The sequence below is a fragment of the Leisingera sp. SA215 genome (assembly GCF_055902035.1).
In genome coordinates this window covers 1-17,809 of record NZ_JBVVXU010000031.1, presented here as the reverse complement: position 1 = coordinate 17,809, position 17,809 = coordinate 1, and the positions used below count along the sequence as shown (strand labels likewise).

Annotated in this window: 16 protein-coding genes and 1 pseudogene; 9 read left to right on the top strand and 8 right to left on the bottom strand. The window is 62.8% G+C overall.

The window, feature by feature from the left end:
• Window positions 1-77 precede the first annotated feature (77 nt).
• Window positions 78-1,751: an amidohydrolase gene (locus tag AC0KW6_RS20565; RefSeq protein ID WP_474035916.1), complete on the top strand. Its 1,674-nt coding sequence runs from the start codon at window positions 78-80 to the stop codon at window positions 1,749-1,751.
• A 6-nt stretch (window positions 1,752-1,757) separates the two neighbouring features.
• Here the strand turns inward: AC0KW6_RS20565 and AC0KW6_RS20560 are convergent, their stop codons facing one another.
• The 5 genes from AC0KW6_RS20560 to AC0KW6_RS20540 form a co-directional block, all read right to left on the bottom strand.
• Window positions 1,758-3,551 (bottom strand): SulP family inorganic anion transporter, encoded by a 1,794-nt coding sequence (locus tag AC0KW6_RS20560; RefSeq protein WP_474035915.1) that lies wholly within the window; start codon window positions 3,549-3,551, stop codon window positions 1,758-1,760.
• An 81-nt stretch (window positions 3,552-3,632) separates the two neighbouring features.
• The gene (locus AC0KW6_RS20555; RefSeq protein ID WP_474035914.1) at window positions 3,633-4,514 is read right to left on the bottom strand and encodes an MBL fold metallo-hydrolase; all 882 of its coding nucleotides are present in this window, start codon (window positions 4,512-4,514) and stop codon (window positions 3,633-3,635) included.
• 31 nt (window positions 4,515-4,545) lie between these two features.
• Complete coding sequence (locus tag AC0KW6_RS20550) at window positions 4,546-6,033, bottom strand: aldehyde dehydrogenase (protein ID WP_474035913.1); 1,488 nt, start codon at window positions 6,031-6,033, stop codon at window positions 4,546-4,548.
• Between the two features lie 229 nt (window positions 6,034-6,262).
• Entirely contained in the window at window positions 6,263-7,621 is a 1,359-nt protein-coding gene (locus AC0KW6_RS20545; RefSeq protein WP_474035911.1) for an aminotransferase class III-fold pyridoxal phosphate-dependent enzyme, read from the bottom strand.
• Window positions 7,622-7,902: 281 nt separating this feature from the next.
• Window positions 7,903-8,700, bottom strand: a complete 798-nt coding sequence (locus tag AC0KW6_RS20540) for an IclR family transcriptional regulator (RefSeq protein WP_474035910.1) — start codon at window positions 8,698-8,700, stop codon at window positions 7,903-7,905.
• A 211-nt stretch (window positions 8,701-8,911) separates the two neighbouring features.
• Between AC0KW6_RS20540 and AC0KW6_RS20535 the strand changes: the two genes are divergently transcribed.
• From AC0KW6_RS20535 to AC0KW6_RS20510, 6 genes and pseudogenes are all read left to right on the top strand, one after another.
• Window positions 8,912-10,189 (top strand): aspartate aminotransferase family protein, encoded by a 1,278-nt coding sequence (locus AC0KW6_RS20535; RefSeq protein WP_474035909.1) that lies wholly within the window; start codon window positions 8,912-8,914, stop codon window positions 10,187-10,189.
• Window positions 10,186-11,133 carry a phosphotransferase enzyme family protein gene (locus AC0KW6_RS20530; RefSeq protein WP_474035908.1) on the top strand — a complete coding sequence of 316 codons (948 nt, stop codon included), beginning with the start codon at window positions 10,186-10,188 and terminating at the stop codon, window positions 11,131-11,133. Before AC0KW6_RS20535 ends, AC0KW6_RS20530 begins: the two co-directional genes overlap by 4 nt.
• Window positions 11,134-11,858: 725 nt before the next feature.
• A complete protein-coding gene (locus tag AC0KW6_RS20525; protein WP_474035907.1) occupies window positions 11,859-12,125 on the top strand; it encodes a hypothetical protein in 267 nt (88 codons plus the stop codon).
• A 41-nt stretch (window positions 12,126-12,166) separates the two neighbouring features.
• Window positions 12,167-12,976, top strand: a pseudogene (locus AC0KW6_RS20520) (integrase core domain-containing protein); the annotation flags it as partial.
• A 125-nt stretch (window positions 12,977-13,101) separates the two neighbouring features.
• A complete protein-coding gene (gene nrtS / locus AC0KW6_RS20515) occupies window positions 13,102-13,308 on the top strand; it encodes a nitrate/nitrite transporter NrtS (RefSeq protein WP_348126028.1) in 207 nt (68 codons plus the stop codon).
• 30 nt (window positions 13,309-13,338) lie between these two features.
• Complete coding sequence (locus tag AC0KW6_RS20510; protein WP_474035905.1) at window positions 13,339-13,821, top strand: MerR family transcriptional regulator; 483 nt, start codon at window positions 13,339-13,341, stop codon at window positions 13,819-13,821.
• On the opposite strand, the gene AC0KW6_RS20505 is transcribed toward AC0KW6_RS20510, so the two are convergent.
• The gene (locus AC0KW6_RS20505) at window positions 13,818-14,486 is read right to left on the bottom strand and encodes a class I SAM-dependent methyltransferase (protein WP_474035904.1); all 669 of its coding nucleotides are present in this window, start codon (window positions 14,484-14,486) and stop codon (window positions 13,818-13,820) included. The two genes, AC0KW6_RS20510 and AC0KW6_RS20505, sit on opposite strands and share 4 nt — an antisense overlap.
• A gap of 17 nt (window positions 14,487-14,503) precedes the next feature.
• On the bottom strand, window positions 14,504-15,352 hold the full coding sequence (locus AC0KW6_RS20500; RefSeq protein WP_474035903.1) for a 3-methyl-2-oxobutanoate hydroxymethyltransferase: 849 nt from the start codon (window positions 15,350-15,352) through the stop codon (window positions 14,504-14,506).
• Between the two features lie 139 nt (window positions 15,353-15,491).
• On the opposite strand from AC0KW6_RS20500, the gene AC0KW6_RS20495 reads away from it, so the two are divergent.
• Both AC0KW6_RS20495 and AC0KW6_RS20490 read left to right on the top strand, forming a co-directional pair.
• The gene (locus AC0KW6_RS20495; RefSeq protein WP_474035902.1) at window positions 15,492-16,397 is read left to right on the top strand and encodes a methylenetetrahydrofolate reductase; all 906 of its coding nucleotides are present in this window, start codon (window positions 15,492-15,494) and stop codon (window positions 16,395-16,397) included.
• Window positions 16,394-17,041 carry a Crp/Fnr family transcriptional regulator gene (locus AC0KW6_RS20490; protein WP_474035901.1) on the top strand — a complete coding sequence of 216 codons (648 nt, stop codon included), beginning with the start codon at window positions 16,394-16,396 and terminating at the stop codon, window positions 17,039-17,041. Before AC0KW6_RS20495 ends, AC0KW6_RS20490 begins: the two co-directional genes overlap by 4 nt.
• A 265-nt stretch (window positions 17,042-17,306) precedes the next feature.
• On the opposite strand, the gene AC0KW6_RS20485 is transcribed toward AC0KW6_RS20490, so the two are convergent.
• Window positions 17,307-17,809, bottom strand: a 503-nt coding sequence (locus tag AC0KW6_RS20485) for an IS3 family transposase (protein WP_474035266.1), incomplete at its 5' end; no start/stop codon positions are given.

The following is a 17,809-nucleotide window of genomic DNA, read 5'->3' as shown; positions in this document are numbered from 1 at the left end:
TCCAGCAAAGGCTACCGATACCGTTGACAAAATCAACAAACTTTTGCACGCTTTTCACCAAAGCGGAGGAGGCCCCTATGATCAAAGCAGAAAAAATCTATGTGAACGGCAGGTTTATGACGATGGATGCCGCCCGGCCCGAAGCCGGGGCCATGGCGGTTTCCTCCGGTCGAATCGTGGCTCTGGGCTCTACTTCCGAGATCGAATCACTCGCCGGGCCGGCCACTGAGCGCATCGACATGGCCGGGCATTTCGCGATGCCCGGGCTGATCGAAAGCCATACCCACGCGCTCTGGGGTGCTTGCCGCGATCTCTTCCAGGTCTATGTGGGCTACACCGCGACCGTGGCGGAGCTCGCCGAGGCGCTGGCGGCGCAGGCGGCGCGCCAGCCTGCGGGCAGCTGGATCACCGGCGGGCCTTGGCGGATGGAGATGCGGGCCGAGCTGGGCATGACCCCGCGCGCATGGCTCGACCGGCTGGTGCCCGATCACCCGGTGGCGGTGACGGACACCTCGCAACACGCGATGTGGTGCAACAGCAGGGCCTTGGCCCTTGCCGGGCTGAACCGCGATACCCCCGGCATTCCCGGCGGCGTGCTGGAGCGCGACGGCGACGGCGAGCTGACCGGCCTTCTGGCAGAGGCCGCCTGCGCGCCGGTGCGCAGGATGGCCGACTGGACCGACGACCAGATGGCCGAAGCCTGCCGCTACTTCGTGCGCTATTTCAACAGCCTCGGCTACACCGCCTTCAAGGAGCCTGCAGCCGACGAAAACGCATTGGCCGCCTATGCCGCCGCGCATGACCGGGGCGACCTGACCCTGCATGTGGCGGCCCATCTGACGGCCTTTTCGCCGCTGAGCGGCGATACCGCCACGCCCGAAGAGCTTGACCGGCAGCGCCTCGCCTACCAGCGCGACGGCATCGACCTGCGCTTTGCCAAGCTGTTCCTCGACGGCGTGGCCCCGGCGCATACCGCCTCGTTTCTCAGCCCCTACCTGCCGGCGCCCGGCTACGACCCGGAGAGCCACGATCCCGACGCGACGCTGCTGCTCGAACCCCGGCACCTGAACCAGATCGTCACCGATCTGGACCGGGCGGGCTATGTGGTCAAGATGCACGCCGTCGGCGACAACGCCGCGCGCAAGGGTCTTGACGCGATCGAGGCCGCGCGAAAAACGAACGGCCCGTCCGGCCTGCGCCACGAGATCGCCCATTGCACCTTCGTCTCTGACGCTGACCTGAAGCGCTTTGCCGAGCTGGATGCCGTGGCCGAAGTCTCGCCAAAGCTCTGGGCCCCAAACGCCGCCACCGCCGCGCAGCGCGCGGTGCTGGGTGAGGCGCGCCTGAACGAGGTGCACCGCGTACGGTCATTGCAGGACGCCGGGGCGACGGTGATCTTCGGAACCGACTGGCCCGCCTCCGCGCCCGACGCCGACCCTTGGACCGGGCTCGCCAGCCTGCTTTGCCGAAGGGACGCAACCGGGCAGTATCCCGGCACAGTGGCCCCCGGCCAGGCGATCGACCTCGACCGGGCACTGCCGCTCTTCACCACGAATGCCGCAGGCGCGATGCGCAAGACGGGCGAGATCGGCGTTCTGGCACCAGGCGCCTGGGCCGATTTCATCGTGCTCCCCGGTGACATCCGGGCGATGTCGCCCGAAGAGATCGCCCGCATTTCGGTGCAGGAAACCGTCTGGAAGGGACAGGTGGTCTTTTCCCGGCAGAACGCCGCGCAAGAGGAACTGGCCTAGCGGCCGTTACGGGGCCAATCGGGCCGTCTGCGGACCGCTCTCATCCGTCGGCGCCCCGGGCTTTCTTGCACATTCGTGAAAGACCCGCAGGCGGCAGCGGGCGCAAATGTCGTCTTGTGCAGCGGCCACCGCCGTGTCGATGGCGGCGGCCTTGGTGCCGTGGATATGGTCCGGTCCAAGCACATCGCCGCAATGCAGCCGTTCGAGCGTGCGCAGGATGTCGGGGTGTTTCGCGATCAGGTGCAGGTCATGCCCCTGCGCGCGCGCCCGGCGCACCTCGTCCAGAACGAATTGGGCCCCCGACATGTCGATCCGTCCCACACCGCGCAGGTTGAATATCCGGGTCTTATCGCCATCCTGCGCGTCGAGTTGCCGGAACCGTCGTTCCACATGGTCGATGGAGCCGAAGAACAGCGGCCCCTCCAGCCGCGTCATGCTGATCTGCGGACATTGCGGCAGGCCGTAGTGATGTGCGTTCAGAAACACCCGGCGCCCGCCCACGTCGGCCGGGGCGCCGACCGCCACGAGAGGCCGCGCGCTCTGGCTCAGAAAGACGACAAGCGAGGCCACGACCCCGGCGAGGATGGCGAAATCCAGCTCCGAGACGACGCCGGTCACGAAGGTCACCAGCAGGATGACGGTCTCGGACCGGCTGGTCGTCACGATATGACGGATTTCGCGGTGATCGATCAGTTTCAGCGCGACGTAAAGGATGACCGCCGAGACCGCGGGAACCGGCACGCGCGCGACCAGCGGCGAGACCAGCCAGAGCATCAGCAACAGGAACCCGGCGGCCAGGATCGCCGAAAGCGGCGTTTTCGCCCCGCTGTCCGCGTTCAGGCCCGACCGGGTAAAGGAGCCGGACCCGGCATAGCACTGGAAGAAACTGCCGACGAGGTTCGACATCCCCTGCCCCACGATCTCCTGATTGGAATCAAAGCGCTCCTTGCGCGCGACGGCGAAGGATTTCCCGATCGAGATGGCTTCGAGCAGGCCGACGAATGCGACCGCCGCGGCCCCGGGCAGCAGGGCGGCAAGGCTGTCCGCCTGCAACTGCGGCACTGCAAAAGAGGGGCTGACGGCGCCAAGCGGAGCAAAATGGGCGACGCCCCGTCCCGCGGCGTCGAGCAGCGCCCCCGCGACCGAGCCCGCAAGCAGGGCAAGGATGTAGGCCGGCAGGCGCTTGTCGAGACGCGTCATCAGCAGGATCGTGCCAAGCGTCACCGCCGCAATCAGCATGGCGGTGGGCTCGATCATGTCGCGGCGGTCCGCCAGGGCAAGCAAGCGGGGCAGCACGCTGCCCTCTGACGTCCCCAGCCCCAGCGCGGGGCCGAGCTGCGACACGAAGATCAGGACCGCGGCGGCGCCGGTGAACCCGACGATGACCGAATGCGAGATGAAGGCGATCACCTCGCCCAGGCCCGACAGGCCCGCCGCCAGTTGCATGGCGCCGACCAGCAGCGTCAGAACAAGGGCGAGCGTGACATACTCGGGAGTGCCAACCGGCGCGAGGGGCGCCAGCGTCGCGAAAAGCACCGCCGAAATCGCCGTGGTCGGCCCGGAAACCATGATCATCGACGACCCCCAGATCGCCGCGACGAGCGGGACGATCATCGCGGTGAAGAGGCCGTATTCCGGCGGCAGACCGGCGATCACCGCAAAGGCGATGCCCTGCGGAAGCACGATGGTCGCGCCGGTCAGGCCCGCCATCGCGTCCGCGCGCAGGCTCTGACCATCGACAGCCGTCATCCACGGGCGGACAGGGACCAGGCGGCCAAGGATTTCGGTCGCGATGCTCACAGACGGCCGGCGCCGGAGACGGTTGCGCCGGCAAACCGCCCGTCCCGCCGGTCCCGGCAGCGGCGCGGCACCGGCACCGGATCAGCCACGGCTGCCGTCCCCGCCCTGGCCGCCGAGCGGAATGCGCAACCCGTCCCGCCCCACGACAAGCGGGCCGTTCCACGTCCTGGAAACCTCGTCCTTCCAGTCGGCCTCGCCGAAATCGGGATCGTCGGCGGGAACGAGGTGGTTGAGGACCAGTTGACCGACCATCGCGTCCGACGCGATCCGCCCGACATCGGCGGCCGGTGTATGCGAGGCCAACAGGTGTTCGCGCAGCCGCCCGGCCGAGGCGGTGCGCGCCACCAGCTTTTCTACCCCGGCGGTCAACATCGCCTCGTGGACAAGAACGTCGGCGCCTGCCGCAAAGCGCGCCAGCGGCGGGAAATAGCAGGTGTCTGCGGAAAAGACGACGCTCTGCCCGTCGCCCTCGAACCGCAGGGCATAGCATTCGGTCACCGGCGGGTGATCGACCCGCAGCGCACGCACAGCCACGCCGTCAAGTGCGGTCTCGAACCCTTCGGTCAGGGTCTCGAACCGGATCATCCCGGCAATCTCGGGGCGGCCTTCGTCGTCGATCCGGATGGCGTGGTCAAAGGCCATGGCCTTCAGGAAATGCCGCCAGTAATCTTCGCTGCCTTCGGGGCCGTAGACCGTCAACGGCTTGTTCAGCCCCGTCGTCCAGGCGGTGTAGATCAGCGGGCCAAGCTCGACCACGTGATCAGAATGCAGGTGGGTGATGAAGATGGCGTCGAGGTCCAGCAGCGAGACGCCCGCCTCGACCACGCTGCGCGACACGCCGATGCCGCAATCCACCAGGATCGACTTGCCGTCCAGCCGCAACAGCGAGCAGGTGGGCATGGCGCCGCCCTGACGGATCGCCGGGCCGCCCTTTGTGCCCAGCAGAACGAGGTCATTTGTCATTCGGTATCCTCTGGTTTTTGGTCGATATGCGTCACAGTTTCATCCAGACCGTTTTGAGGTCGGTGTATTTCTCAAAGGCGTGCATGGACTTGTCGACGCCGTTGCCGGATTGCTTCATGCCGGCCATCGGCACGGTGATGTCCGACCCGCCGTAGGTGTTGACGTGCAGCAGCCCCCCCTTGACCGCCCGGGTCACGCGATGCGCGGCCGACAGGTCCGCGGTCCAGACCGCCCCCGAAAGGCCGTAATCGGTGCCGTTGGCCAGCGCGATCGCCTCGTCTGCGTCGGCAAAGCCGGTGACGGCCAGGACCGGGCCGAAGACCTCGTTGCGCGCAAGCGCCGCCTTGGGCGCGACACGGTCGACCACGGTCGGCGCCATGTAATAGCCCCCGCTGTCTTCGCGGATGCGCGTGCCGCCGGTCAGCACCGTGCCGCCTTCGTCGCGGGCCTTGTCGACTGCGGCGAGGTTGCCCGACAGCTGCGCCTGCGAGTGGACCGCCCCGATGTGGGTGTCCAGGCTCAGCGGATCCCCGACCTTGAGGCCTTCGGCGATCTTCACCACCCGGCGAACGAATTCGTCGTGGATGCTGTTTTCGACCAGCAGGCGGGACCCTGCGATGCAGACCTGACCGGAGTTTCGGAAGATGCCGTTGGCCGCGGCCTGCGCCGCCTCTTCGAGGTCGGGCGCGTTGGCGAAAACGATGTTGGGCGACTTGCCACCGAGTTCGAGGTAGCAGCGCTTCATGTTCGAGCGCGCGGAGTATTCCAGCAGGCGGCGTCCCGTCGCACCCGAGCCGGTAAAGGCCAGCACGTCGATGTCGGGATGCAGGCCCATCGCTTCGCCGACCACCGGACCGGCGCCGGTGACGACGTTCAGAACGCCGTCCGGTATCCCGGCCTCCTGCGCCAGTTCGGCGAGGCGCAGCAGCGACAGCGCCGCACTCTCTGCCGGTTTCAGAACCACCGAGTTCCCGGCCGCCAGCGCCGGCGCGATCTTCCACGCGCCGATCATCAGCGGGAAGTTCCACGGTACTATGGCCCCGACCACGCCGATGGCTTCGCGGTGGACCAGTGCCAGCGTCCCGTCCGGCGTGGGCGCGATCTCTCCGCCGACCTTGTCGACGCATTCCGCGTAGAACCGGATGGTGGCGGCGGCGGACCCCGGTTCCGCCTTCAACGCCATGCCGATCTCTGTGCCGTTGTCCCGTACGCCCAGCACCGCCAGTTCAAGCGCGTGGCTTTGCACGAGGTCGGCGAAACGGTGCAGCACCGCCTTGCGCGCCATCGGCGCCATGCGCGACCAGCGCCCATCTTCGAAGGCGGCCCGGGCGGCCCGGACGGCGGCACCCACGTCCGCGGCGGTGGCCTCGGCCAGCGTGGTCAGGGTCGCGCCGTCGATCGGGCTGACCGCATCGCGCCTGCCCCCGTCAGAGGCCTGCACCCAGCGCCCCCCAATGAACAGGGCGCGGTCGGGAATGGCCGCGTCGCGCAGCGCGTCGATCTCAGGTTGGGCAGGCATGTCGTAGTCCTCTCGTTCATGGGGATGCGCAACGGGCTACCGCACCCAGGTCTGTCCCCACCGCACGATCGCAGGCTCCCGGTGGGGTGGCCCCCACCGGAGGGCGTCAATCGGCTCTATTATTGAAACGTTGGTTTCTTTTCGGATCGCACCCGCGGGTCAGAGTCGAGGCGTCACAGCCCCGCCTGCCGGCGAAGGCCGGAGCGGCCGGACGGCATCGCCCGACTTTTCACCCGGCCGCCGCGGCCAGACCGGCGTCGAGCGCCGACAGGATTGTCTGGACGTCCGTGGCGGTCAGCACCAGCGGCGGCGACAGGATGATGTTGGGGCCCGACACGCGCACCATCGCGCCGGCCTCGTAGGCGGCGCGCTGCACCCTCCCGATGGTCTCCATGTCAATCGGAGTCTTGGCGGCAGGATCCGACACCAGTTCCAGCGCGCACATCAGGCCGTGGCCGCCGCGCAGGTCGCCGATCACGTCGTACTTCGCCGCAAGCGCCTGAAGCCCCTTGAAAAGCTGCGCACCGCGCGCCGCCGCGTTGCCCTTGACCTGAAGCCGGTCGGTTTCCTTCAGGCAGGCGATGGCCGCCGCCGCGCCGACGGGATGGCCTGAGTAGGTATAGCCAGAACCGATGAAGCCCTTGCCCGACCGATCCTGTTCAAAGACCTCGGTCACGGCTTCGGCCACCATGACCGCGCCGAAGGGGAAATAGCCGTTGGTGATCGCTTTGGCGGTACACATCAGGTCGGGCTTCACGCCCCAATGACGCGACCCGGACCACGACCCGGTGCGCCCGAAGGCGGTGATGACCTCGTCGGCGATCAGCAGGATGCCGTGGCGGTCGCAGATTTCGCGCACGCCGGGCATGAAACTTTCATGGGGCGTGATCACGCCCCCTGCGCCCAGCACCGGCTCCATGATGAAGGCCGCGATTGTCTCGGTGCCCTGGAACCGGATCTCGTCCTCGAGCGCCGCCAGACACAGCTGCGCCAGCCGCGCCGGGTCGGTCTCGTTGAAGGGGTTGCGGTAGGGATAGGGCGCCGGGATGTGGTGGCAGCCCGCCATCAACGGCTCGTACTGGGTGCGGAAGTTGGCATTGCCATTGACCGAGGCGCCGAGGGTATGCGTGCCGTGATAGCCCTTCTTGAGGCTGAGGAACTTCACCCGGCCCGACTCTCCGCGGATCTTGTGATACTGCCGCGCAAGGCGCAGCGAAACCTCGACACTGTCGGAACCGCCCGAGGTGAAGAAGGCGCGGCTGAGCCCGTCGGGAGCAAAGAATTCGCGCAGCATGTAGCTGAGTTCGATCACCGCATCGTTCGAGGTGCCGCGGAAGGTCGAGTAATAGGGCAGCCGGTCCAGCTGCGCGGCAATCGCCGCCTTCACCGGGGCGCAGGAATAGCCGAGGTTGACGTTCCAGAGCCCGCCGACCGCATCGACGGTGCGGTGGCCGTCGATGTCGACGATCTGGACACCTTCGGCCTCGGTGATGATGTCGGGCGGATTCTCGAGGCTGTCCGCCGGATGCGCCATCGGGTGCCACATGTGGCGGGCGTTGTTTTCCTTAAGGAAGTTTTCGTCTTTCATGGGGGATCCCTTCAGGCGGAATTGGCGGGCACCCGGGCAAGGGCATCGCCCGGACAGGTGAAATCATGAACGGCAAACGGCCCGCAGAATCGCAGGGTCATCGCCCGAATCGGCGGTGGTGCTCTCATGGCAAACCCCTTTCATTGGTTCATTATTTGCACCTCTTATTCATATATCGTGCCGATTATCCGGCAGCCTGTCAATAAAAAGAGTAGGGCGCCGGCCATTCTCATGGCCGGCGCCCCCTGGATCATTCGCCTACAGGGTGTCCCGGGAAGTGCTCAGCCGCCGCCGTCCAGAAGCCGCGCGATCCTGTCCGCATAGGCGCGGGGCTGCTGCCCGCCCAACTCCGAGGTCATGGCCCCGGCGACGCGCAGCACGGCCCGCAGGCTGATCTGGTGCTGCTCTTCGGTCATCCGGTGCGAAGGCGTCGCGACAGAGACCGCCCCGCAGGCCGTGCCCGAGCGGTCGAACAGCGGCGCGGCAAGGCCGTGGACGTCCTCTTCGTTGGTCTGGTCGGCCTCGGAATACCCCGCCTCGCGGACCTCGGCGATGCGCGCGCGGATCGCGCCGTTATCGGTCTCCGTGAACCCGGTGCGCGCGACCTTGGGCGCCGCCAGCACCCGCTTCACCAGGGCGTCATCCGCAAAGGCCAGCGTGGCAAGACCCGAGGCTGTGCTGTGAAAGGGCAGGATTTCACCCGCGACCAGCGACACCCGGCTGCCTTTCTTGCTTTCACAGGTCGAGATATTGGCCAGCGCCTTCCCCGAGATCAGCGAGGCATGCGCGGTCTCGCCGGTTTCGGCCGAAAGCTCCTCGAGCATCGGCTGCACGATGGACACGATCGGAAAGGCGGTCTCACGCACACGCGCCAGCCGCAGAACCCCGGCGCCAAGCCGGTAAAGACGCGAATCTGCCTGCTGTTCGACAAGGCCGGACTCGGCCATGGACCCCATCATCCGGTGGACGGCGGCCTTGTCTAGACCCGACTGGCGCGCCAGTTCGGAAAGGCCAAGCTCTGGCTGATCCTCGGAAAAAAACTCCAGCAATCCGAGCGCCTTTGTAACGGTCGATGACATTGTGGTTCCCCTAACCTTCGGCGGGCGGCCCGTAGCGACAATCGGGAAAAGATTGACACGAAGGCAAGCGGCCCGATAAAATCACCGCCATTGATAATATATCACCACAGAAAAGTGGTCAACGCCCGGAACAATGCCCGCGTCCGGCGCTGTACTGCCAACCGTCATAGCCCTCCCCGGCCTTGCGCGCCTCGAAAACAGGAGACACCTGATGTCTGATCTCATCGCCCGCCGCCGCGCCCTTCTAGGACCGAACGTCTCGACCTTCTACGACGACCCCGTGCATGTCGTGAAAGGCGAAGGGGTCTGGCTTTGGGATGCCGAGGGCAACAAGTACCTCGACTGCTACAACAACGTGCCGCATGTCGGCCATTGCAACCCGCGCGTGGTCGAGGCGATCTGCGATCAGGCGCGCCGTCTGAACACGCACACCCGCTATCTGCACGAGGGCATCCTCGACTATGTCGAACGCCTGACCGCTACCTTCGACGCACCGCTCGATACCGCGATCATGACCTGCACCGGGTCCGAGGCGAACGACATCGCCCTGCGCATGGCCGAGGCCATGACCGGCAAGCGCGGAATCGTGGCGACCGATGCCACCTACCACGGCAACACCACGCTGGTCTCTCATCTGTCGCGCAACAACGTGCCCGCCGTCGGCTTTGGGCTGGACCAGTACCTGCGCCACGTCGAGGCGCCCGACAGCTACCGCATCCACGACCCCGACGGGCAGCGCTTTGCTGCGCAGGTACAAGAGGCCATCGACGCGCACGAAGCCTCGGGCGTCGGGTTCGCGGCGCTGATCGTCTGCCCGCTGTTCCTGAACGAAGGCTTTCCGGCACAGGCCAAAGGCTGGCTGAAACCGGCGGCCGAGGCGGTCCGGCGCGCGGGCGGCCTGTTGATCGCCGACGAGGTGCAATCCGGCTTTGGCCGCTGCGGTAGCCACTTCTGGGCACATCAGAAACAGGGCGTCACACCGGACGTGGTCTGCATGGGCAAGCCCATGGGCAACGGCCACCCGGTCGCGGGGCTTGTTACCACCTCGGAGATCATGGTGCGTTTCCGTCACGCCTTTCGCTATTTCAACACCTTCGGCGGCAACCCGGTGTCCTCCGCAGCGGCCATGGCGATGCTGGAAGAGCTGGAAGCCGAGGACCTGCAAGCCAATGCCTACCGGATCGGCAGGCTTGCTGCAGAGCGGCTGAACGCCCTCGCAGGAAAATACGAGATCATCGGAGATGTGCGCCAGTCCGGCATGGTCTTCGGCGCCGAGTTCGTCACCGACCGCGACAGCAAAACTCCGGCCAGCGCCTTCACCGACCGAGTAATCAATACCATGCGCCATCGCGGCATCATCCTGTCCAGGCTCGGGCGTCACGCCAACACGCTGAAGATCCGTCCGCCGATGCCCTTCGGCGAAACCCATCTGGAACTTCTGATCGATACGCTGGACGACGTCCTCGCCGAAACGCTGGTGTCCGCATGAACGACCCCGTGACCGAGGCCCTGGCGCTCTGGGGTATGAGCGGCGCGGCCTGCGACTTCGTGGCCGGGCGCGAGAACAGGGTCTACCGAGTGCGAGGCGCGGACGGTGCCTTTGCCCTGCGCATCCGCCGGCCCGGGCTGCGGACCGGGGCCGAACTGCGTTCGGAACTGCAATGGCTAGACGCGATGGACCGCGCCGGCCTTTCGGTGCCCCGCCCCCGGCCCTCGCTGTCCGGCGCGCTCTTGGAAACTGTCGCCGGCCACGCCGTCGACATGGTCGGTTGGCTGGACGGTCGCCCCATGGGCCAAAGCCGCGGCGCGCTTGACCTTGACGACCGAGCTGGCACCTTCTTTCGGCTTGGCCGCGACATGGCGCGGCTTCACGCCGCCAGCGACGCCTTCGACCCGCCGCCGGGTTTCACGCGCATCCGCTGGGACATCGACGGGCTGCTGGGTGAGGCGCCGCTCTGGCACCGCTTCTGGGAGAGCCCGGCGCTGGACGCGCCGACCCGAGGCATGCTGGCTACCTTCCGCCGCCACGCCCGCGCCGATCTGGAACAGGCCTGCGCCGATCTGGACTTCGGGCTGATCCACGCTGATCTGGTGCGCGAGAACGTGCTGGTCGATGGCGACGCGCTGCGGCTGATCGACTTTGACGACGGCGGCTACGGGTTTCGGCTGTTCGACATCGCCACGGCGCTGATCAAGAACCGCAAAGAGCCGGATTACGATAGGCTCAAGGCCGCGCTGATCCGGGGATATCGCTCGGTCCGTCCGCTGGACATCGCTCGCCTCGACCTCTTCATGGCGCTGCGCGCTGTGACCTATGTAGGCTGGATCGTCCCGCGCATGGACGAAGAGGGCTCGCCCGAGCGCAACGCGTTTTTCCTGGAAGACGCCCGGTATTCCTGCTGGCACTGGCTGACCCAGCCGCGTCTGACCTAATAATGGGGATCAGATTACCTAGGTGTTTAATCCCAGGGTCTAACGGTGCGATCCATTCGGCGGATTGCAAGGAAGCACTAAGGGACAAGTTCGTCACGGCGGCGCCACGCACTGTCACCCGGCAGGTGTCGCGTTGCCCTTAAATCTGAGACGCGGCGCGTTCGGTGACATTTTTTGCCCTTACTTGCAAGATTCAGCTGCCATCGGGCCTATGCTTCTCGCGCGCCTTTGCGCGATGTGACCAGCCGCAGCAAGCAGACGTGGCTCCTTCTCGAAGGCGCGCAATAGAGCAACCCTTGCATAGTCGTCGATGCCGGAGCTGAAGATGGCTGCTTTGGCCAAGGGACGAGACCGAGCGGCAGCGATTGCGGCGAGGCAGATTAGCCTCACTTCCGGTCTGGGGTCCTGAAGAGCGAATGACGGATCCCCGCGGTAGGTCTTTAGTGACATGGCAAAAGTGACCGCGCGCAATACGCGCCGCAGTTGCTTGGGGCAGCGTGATCGCGCGGCGCATTCAAGCATCCCTGCCCCGTGGCGCGCACGATTTATCAGTTTTTCGGATATTTGTGTCAATGAGCGTTCAAAACTGGGTCTGGCGCAGATTCGAATGCCGATTGACAACTGTCGGCTTCCGGATGCAGCGCTTTCCAGCTCCACGGCAGTAGTTCATCCAGCTTGTTGATTTTGTAGTCGTGGATGGGCGTATCATCAAGGAAACGCGTTCAGTGAGCAAGCCGCAGGCGATTGCCAAAGCCGTTCGCCACCAAGGCCGTCGCATTGAACATGTGGGGCTGGAGACCGGTAACCTTTCGCAATGGCTCTATGAAGGGCTTGTGAAAGAAGCGTTCTCGGTTTCCGTAATGGAGGCGCATCATGTACGTGCTGCCTTCGCAGCCATGCGTGTGAAAACAGATCGCAATGACGCCCGTGGCCTCGCTCAACTTGTTCGGTTGGGTTGGTTCAAAAGGGTGCCCGAGCAGCGTAACAGATAGCTAGCCGGTCAAGCCAGAGCGGTCAGACCGAACGGCTACCCTTCTACAACTGGAAGCCCAAGTTCGGCGGCATGACAGTGCCGGAGGCGAAGCGGTTGAAGGCGCTCGAAGACGAGAACGCGAAGCTGAAGAAGCTGCTGGCCGAGCAGATGCTGGACTTGGCGGCGATGAAGGAGCTGGTTTCAAAAAAGTGGTGACGCCCGCCGTGAAGCGCGAGGCGGTCGCGCATCTGAGGGCCCGCGTCGGGCTGTCGGACCGGCGGGCGTGCCGGGTTGTGGGGGCGGAGATCGCAAGATGGTCCGCTATCAGGCGCAGCGCGCGCCCGATACGGAGCTGGGCGGCCGGCTGCGGGACCTGGCGAATGAACGCGGCCGGTTTGGCTATCGCCGGCTCTTCGTGCTGTTGCGCCGCGAGGGCGAACCTTCGGGGATCAACCGGATCTATCGGCTCTACCGCGAGGAAGGGCTGACGGTTCGCAAACGGAAAGCCCGGCGCAAGGCTGTTGGAACACGGGCGCCGATCCTAGTCGAGGCGCGGCCCAATGCGCGCTGGTCGTTGGATTGCGTGAACTGACGGCCCTGATCGGGCGGATGCGGGATGAACTGCTCAACGAGACCATGTTCCGGAACCTGGCTCACCCACGCGCCGTGATCGCCGCCTGGGCAGCCGACTACAACACCGAACGCCCGCATTCGGCCTTGGATTACCAGACGCCGGCCGACTACGCGCGGACCCTGACCGCCGCAATCGCCCGCCCCGCTGCGCGAGATGAAAGCTCCGCGCGTCGGGTGATTGCTCAAACTGCGCCGATCGGCGTAAACACCAACCGGGCTCCGGTCGCGGCTGGATGAAACTTCAGTGGCAGGTCAGCTCTGCCGATCTATTACGAAAGTTTCTCAGGACGGAGGCTGGCAACTTAGCACCAACCATGATATCTGACATTGGTGTTAGATTGATAAGGTGAATACAGAATACTATGTATAGGACCGCCTTTCGTCCGGATATCGTCAAACGATCTTTGATTGTGGCACTTGTGGTTGGCACCGTGCTTAACCTGATAAATCAGGGCGACCAGTTGGTGCATTCGGGATCAGTGAATCTGCTGAAATGCCTTTTGACGTATACAGTGCCCTACTGCGTTGCGACCTATGGTGCGGTCAGTGCTTTGGCGCGGGTGCGATGAATTTGCACAACAAGTGTTGGAATAGATAACATGGCGCATGGCTACGACAACAGAATGCACAAGATCGGCGACCTGTCAAAGGCATCAGGGCTGAGCGTGCGTACCCTGCGTGGCTATGAAGCGCTGGGTATTATTTCCCCCAGTCGCTCAGAAGGCGGGACGCGGTATTATGGCGAAACAGAGCTGGCCATTGCGCGGCTTGCCATGAAGATGAGAGAGCTGAATATCTCTGTCGAGATGATCAAGACAATTGCGACGCGACGGCGCGATTATGAAACCGGGGATCAATCCAGCGCCGCGATGATGGAGTTATTGGAGCATCTGACCGATGATTTGAGTGATCAGGCGGCTGGCATTTTGGCGATGCAGAATGAAATTCGGCGCACCGTTCGGCTGCTCAAAGGGTGCCAAGGTTGCAAGAACAAGCCAACGCCGCAGACCTGTCCCGAGTGTCCGATGCAGACCAGCCCGGACCGCACGCACATGGCGCAGATGATCTGGCAGCCGACTTAGGCTGGTACCCGGAATACCGGGCCGAGCAGTGGCCACCTGATATCAAACTTTGCGTTTTCGTCCTTGCGCAGCACGGACAGATCAGGGTCAGGCAAATCAATTCCCGCAGTGATCGCACCTTGTACCGCGGACCAGGTGGCCATGACCTCTTCCAGTCCGTCCAGATTGCATTTTCTCCGCATTTCCGCCCCTGGGCGCGTGACTGAAACCCCCGCAAATTCGAGGCCTTTGTACCCGGACAGCACAAAGGCGCGCTGCGGCTCCCAGAACGGGGCGATTGCGTCAAAGATTGGGGTGTAGGCGTGTCGGACATCATCGGGCAACGAAATCTCACCCCAGCACAGGGCGGCAAAGACGCCGCCTGGACGAAGTATGCGACGCGCCTCGGCCAGATGTTTGGCGATGTCGAAATGATGCAGCGCCTGCATCGACAGGACCAAATCTACTGACGAGTCCTCAAATGGCAAAACTCCTGCATCCGCACAAATCGCTTTGACCAATGTATCTGGAGGAAGCGGAATTGGATTGATATCGACGGCGCAGGATGTCGCGTATCGGTTTTCCAGAAATTGGGCGATCTCAGCGTTACCGGCCCCACACTCAACGCTCGTGCCCTTGCATAAAGGCAGAGCCGATAGCCAAGACAAGAATTGGTCTGGTTTCATCGGCTCTGCCCTCGGCATTAGTTCATAAGTTTGGTAAATTTCCCCATCTCGCCGTCATACATATTGTGAGACAATTCCGGTTTTGGGAACTGGCCGCCCGTGGCACGGTTGAAATATTCTGTATAGGCCTTGCGCATCTCACCCATGACGTCACCAAAGACTTCGCGCTTGGGCGGGATTGGGAAGACCGAACAGCCGATGATATCGCTCGACACATGAAAGATGCCGTGCGCGTGCGGACCAGACCCAAGACTTGCGACAGCAACCGGCAGGTTCTCGTAGCACCATTTCGTCAGTTCGACCGAAGTATGCTCGAACAAAGCTGCGAAAATCCCCGCGTCAATTGAAGCGCGTACCAGTTCAACAATCTTCGCGGCGTCTTCTGCTGTGCGCCCCGCTGGCGCATGGCCGGAGTTCATCACCGCGCGTTCGCCTTGAACGCCGAAATGGCCCACAATCGGAATCCCTGCCGCAACGATGGCACGCATATGTTCGATCGTGCCCATTGAGGGTTCAATATGCACACCATCCGCACCCAGCTTGACCACCCGCGCCGCGTTACGCACCGATTCCTCGATGGAAATACTCGCTGTGGTGTTGGGCATGTTGCAGATGATAAAAGGCGAGGACGCACCACGCAGAACGCCCTCCAGCATATAGAGTTGCTCTTCAAAATCTACGGTCGCCATAGATTTATGGCCCATCAGCCCCATCGGACCGGGACTTCCACAACACAGCAAATCCATTCCAAGCTCTTCGGCTATGATCGCACTGGGGGTGTCGTGACATTCCATGCCGACGATGCGCTCTCCTTTTGCGACCTTCTCGGCCAAGTGCTTGAGCCTTGTTTTACAGCGCTTTTTCATCAGATTTCCTCCCTTGATGAAAGATAATGCTTCACGCTAACCGAGTTTCCTTGGTTGCTGTGTCAACGCGTTGACACAGCACGATCGGGGCAAGGTCAAATTTCTTGACTGAAGCCGAGAAAAGCTTAATCTGACATCAATGTTAGATTATAAGGCCGGAGGGAAGCCGTTGCCCCAGACATCCCGCGAACCAATTAATTTCCACTTTGTCAGGGACCAATTGCTGTCGGGGTACTCTCTCGAAATACCGACATCCAAGGCACAATCTTTTTGCCCGCCTGCCGATGTTTTTGTTCCCGGGTCAGAGGTTTATCTTCCCCATTTGTCGAACAAGGACATAGCGGGCCTGGAGGGCGCTTGTAAGACACTCGTTGATTTGGGGTATCAGCCAGTGCCGCATGTGGGCGCACGCCACTTCCAAAACGAGAGCCAACTGCGCGAGCATCTGACTGCCGCGCGCTCTGGTGGAGCCTGCCGGTTGTTGGTTCTGGCAGGGGATCGCGATGGCAGTCTGGGGCCCTACAATGACGCGATGTCTGTGCTGGCAGACCCCTCGATTTCTGACCTGGGGTTTAGTCACATTTCAATCAGCGGCCACCCCGAAGGCCATCCCCGGATTGGCGGCGCGCAACTTGTAGAAGCTTTGGAAAACAAGCTGGAATTCTTGGCGGCCCGGGGCATACAGGCTTCCATCACCACCCAGTTCGGCTTTGATGCAGGTTCTTATTCCAGTTGGATAAATATGCTGCGCGCGAGGGGAATTGTTACGCCAATAAGCATCGGGATCGCGGGGGTGACCTCGATTCCTGCGCTGATCAAATACTCGGTGCTATGCGGCGTGGGGCCATCCCTTTCGGCGCTTCGTAAAAGATCCGGAGCAATGGTCGGGTTGTTAAAAGGCTTTCAACCGACAGAACTGATCGACGAGCTTTCGCAGGCACTTGTCCTGAACGACCGGGCACCGGTGAAATTGCACTTTTTTCCTTTTGGCGGCTCCAAAAAGACCTTTGATTGGGTCGCCGCGCAGTTGGGAAAGCCCACATGACCCGTGTAAATCAGGAAGGGGTCCTGTGTCAAAATTTGCCTTGGCAAAACTGGACCGAAATTCTGGAGCTTGGCCGCCACGTAAACACAACATCCAATGCGTGGCTCGAGGCCTACAGCCAACAAGATGAACAAACGGCTGTTTTCCTGAGTGGTCGCGTGGGTCTCCGCCCGATTTCTGACGACGTGGACGACGGTCACGATATTATTGCAAAGGTTGCGCCGGCTATTATCAATTTGTCAGAGACATACACAAGTTCTGAAGCACATTGGATTATCGAAGCATCGAGTATCTATCTCTTCACGCCGCTCCGGCTTATGAGTGCCTTCTCCATCTCGGCCCAGTTTGCAGCAAATTTCATGCAAATATTGCAGTGCCAAACTGCGGAAGTGATGTGTTCGCCAAGTCATTCCGATTGCGGCTCAAAACGGCTTGCCGCTTCGCTCCTGGCAAGGTTGGAAGACGGGCAGCCCGCTGGCCAGAAAGTCTACGTAACTCAAGCACAGCTCGCGACCGAAACCGGCCTGTCCCGCCAATGGGTCAACCGGCTCTTGAAGCAATTTGAGCGCCAAGGCATAGCAGAGCTCGGCCGCGGCCACGTTTTGTTGCGCGCGCCTTCGAAGCTTGAATGTCAGTTTGGATAGTTCCAAGAAAACACTGGGTATTGCAAACAATAAAATGCACACCGTGTCTATTTGCTTTCCCCAGAGGCCGTCGTCCTGCCCTTAGGTATTCAGTCCCGTCATCAGGGCATCCGGGTGCCGAGCAAAGCCCACAATGCAGACCTTCAAGACTGGCCAGTCAGTGGCGGCTCTGTCCGCCGACCCGTGAATTCGAGGTTTCAGATTTGCTGCGGCCTGCCGAAATGGTGGAGTTCGTCCCGATATCCGGACAGTTTGATTATTGACCCTATGCTGCGCTTTTCCAAGTCATGGTTTCGTAGGCTTGCGCGGGGGTTAGGTAGCCGATTGCGGAATGACGCCGCTGGCGATTGTAGAAGACCTCAATGTATTCGAAGATCGCCGCCTTTGCCTGGACGCGCGTTTTGAAGCGCTCCCTATGAACCAGTTCCTTTTTCAGTGATGCGAAGAAACTTTCCATTGGAGCGTTATCCAGGCATTCGCCCGTACGGCTCATGGATTGCGTGATGCGTGCCGCCCCGAGCAATTTGCGGTATTCTTCTCCTGCGTATTGCACGCCGCGATCCGAATGATGAATGAGCCCTGGAACCGGTCCACGGCGCCCCAGGGCCATGTTCAAGGCATCACAGCACAGTTCGGATCGTAGATGATCGTCCATTGCCCAGCCGACGATTTCACGTGTTGCCATGTCTTTGATAGCGGCGGCGTAGAGCCATCCTTCGTCCGTATCGACGTAAGTAATGTCAGCAAGCCAAACCCGGTTTGGAACGG

Coding starts and splice junctions, on each gene's coding strand:
- AC0KW6_RS20565 (WP_474035916.1), top strand. CDS start 78: ATGATCAAAGCAGAAAAAATCTATGTGAACGGCAGGTTTATGACGATG.
- AC0KW6_RS20500 (WP_474035903.1), bottom strand. CDS start 15,352: ATGAAAAAGCGCTGTAAAACAAGGCTCAAGCACTTGGCCGAGAAGGTC.
- AC0KW6_RS20510 (WP_474035905.1), top strand. CDS start 13,339: ATGGCGCATGGCTACGACAACAGAATGCACAAGATCGGCGACCTGTCA.
- AC0KW6_RS20495 (WP_474035902.1), top strand. CDS start 15,492: ATGTTAGATTATAAGGCCGGAGGGAAGCCGTTGCCCCAGACATCCCGC.
- nrtS (WP_348126028.1), top strand. CDS start 13,102: ATGTATAGGACCGCCTTTCGTCCGGATATCGTCAAACGATCTTTGATT.
- AC0KW6_RS20540 (WP_474035910.1), bottom strand. CDS start 8,700: ATGTCATCGACCGTTACAAAGGCGCTCGGATTGCTGGAGTTTTTTTCC.
- AC0KW6_RS20505 (WP_474035904.1), bottom strand. CDS start 14,486: ATGAAACCAGACCAATTCTTGTCTTGGCTATCGGCTCTGCCTTTATGC.
- AC0KW6_RS20545 (WP_474035911.1), bottom strand. CDS start 7,621: ATGAAAGACGAAAACTTCCTTAAGGAAAACAACGCCCGCCACATGTGG.
- AC0KW6_RS20535 (WP_474035909.1), top strand. CDS start 8,912: ATGTCTGATCTCATCGCCCGCCGCCGCGCCCTTCTAGGACCGAACGTC.
- AC0KW6_RS20555 (WP_474035914.1), bottom strand. CDS start 4,514: ATGACAAATGACCTCGTTCTGCTGGGCACAAAGGGCGGCCCGGCGATC.
- AC0KW6_RS20550 (WP_474035913.1), bottom strand. CDS start 6,033: ATGCCTGCCCAACCTGAGATCGACGCGCTGCGCGACGCGGCCATTCCC.
- AC0KW6_RS20530 (WP_474035908.1), top strand. CDS start 10,186: ATGAACGACCCCGTGACCGAGGCCCTGGCGCTCTGGGGTATGAGCGGC.
- AC0KW6_RS20490 (WP_474035901.1), top strand. CDS start 16,394: ATGACCCGTGTAAATCAGGAAGGGGTCCTGTGTCAAAATTTGCCTTGG.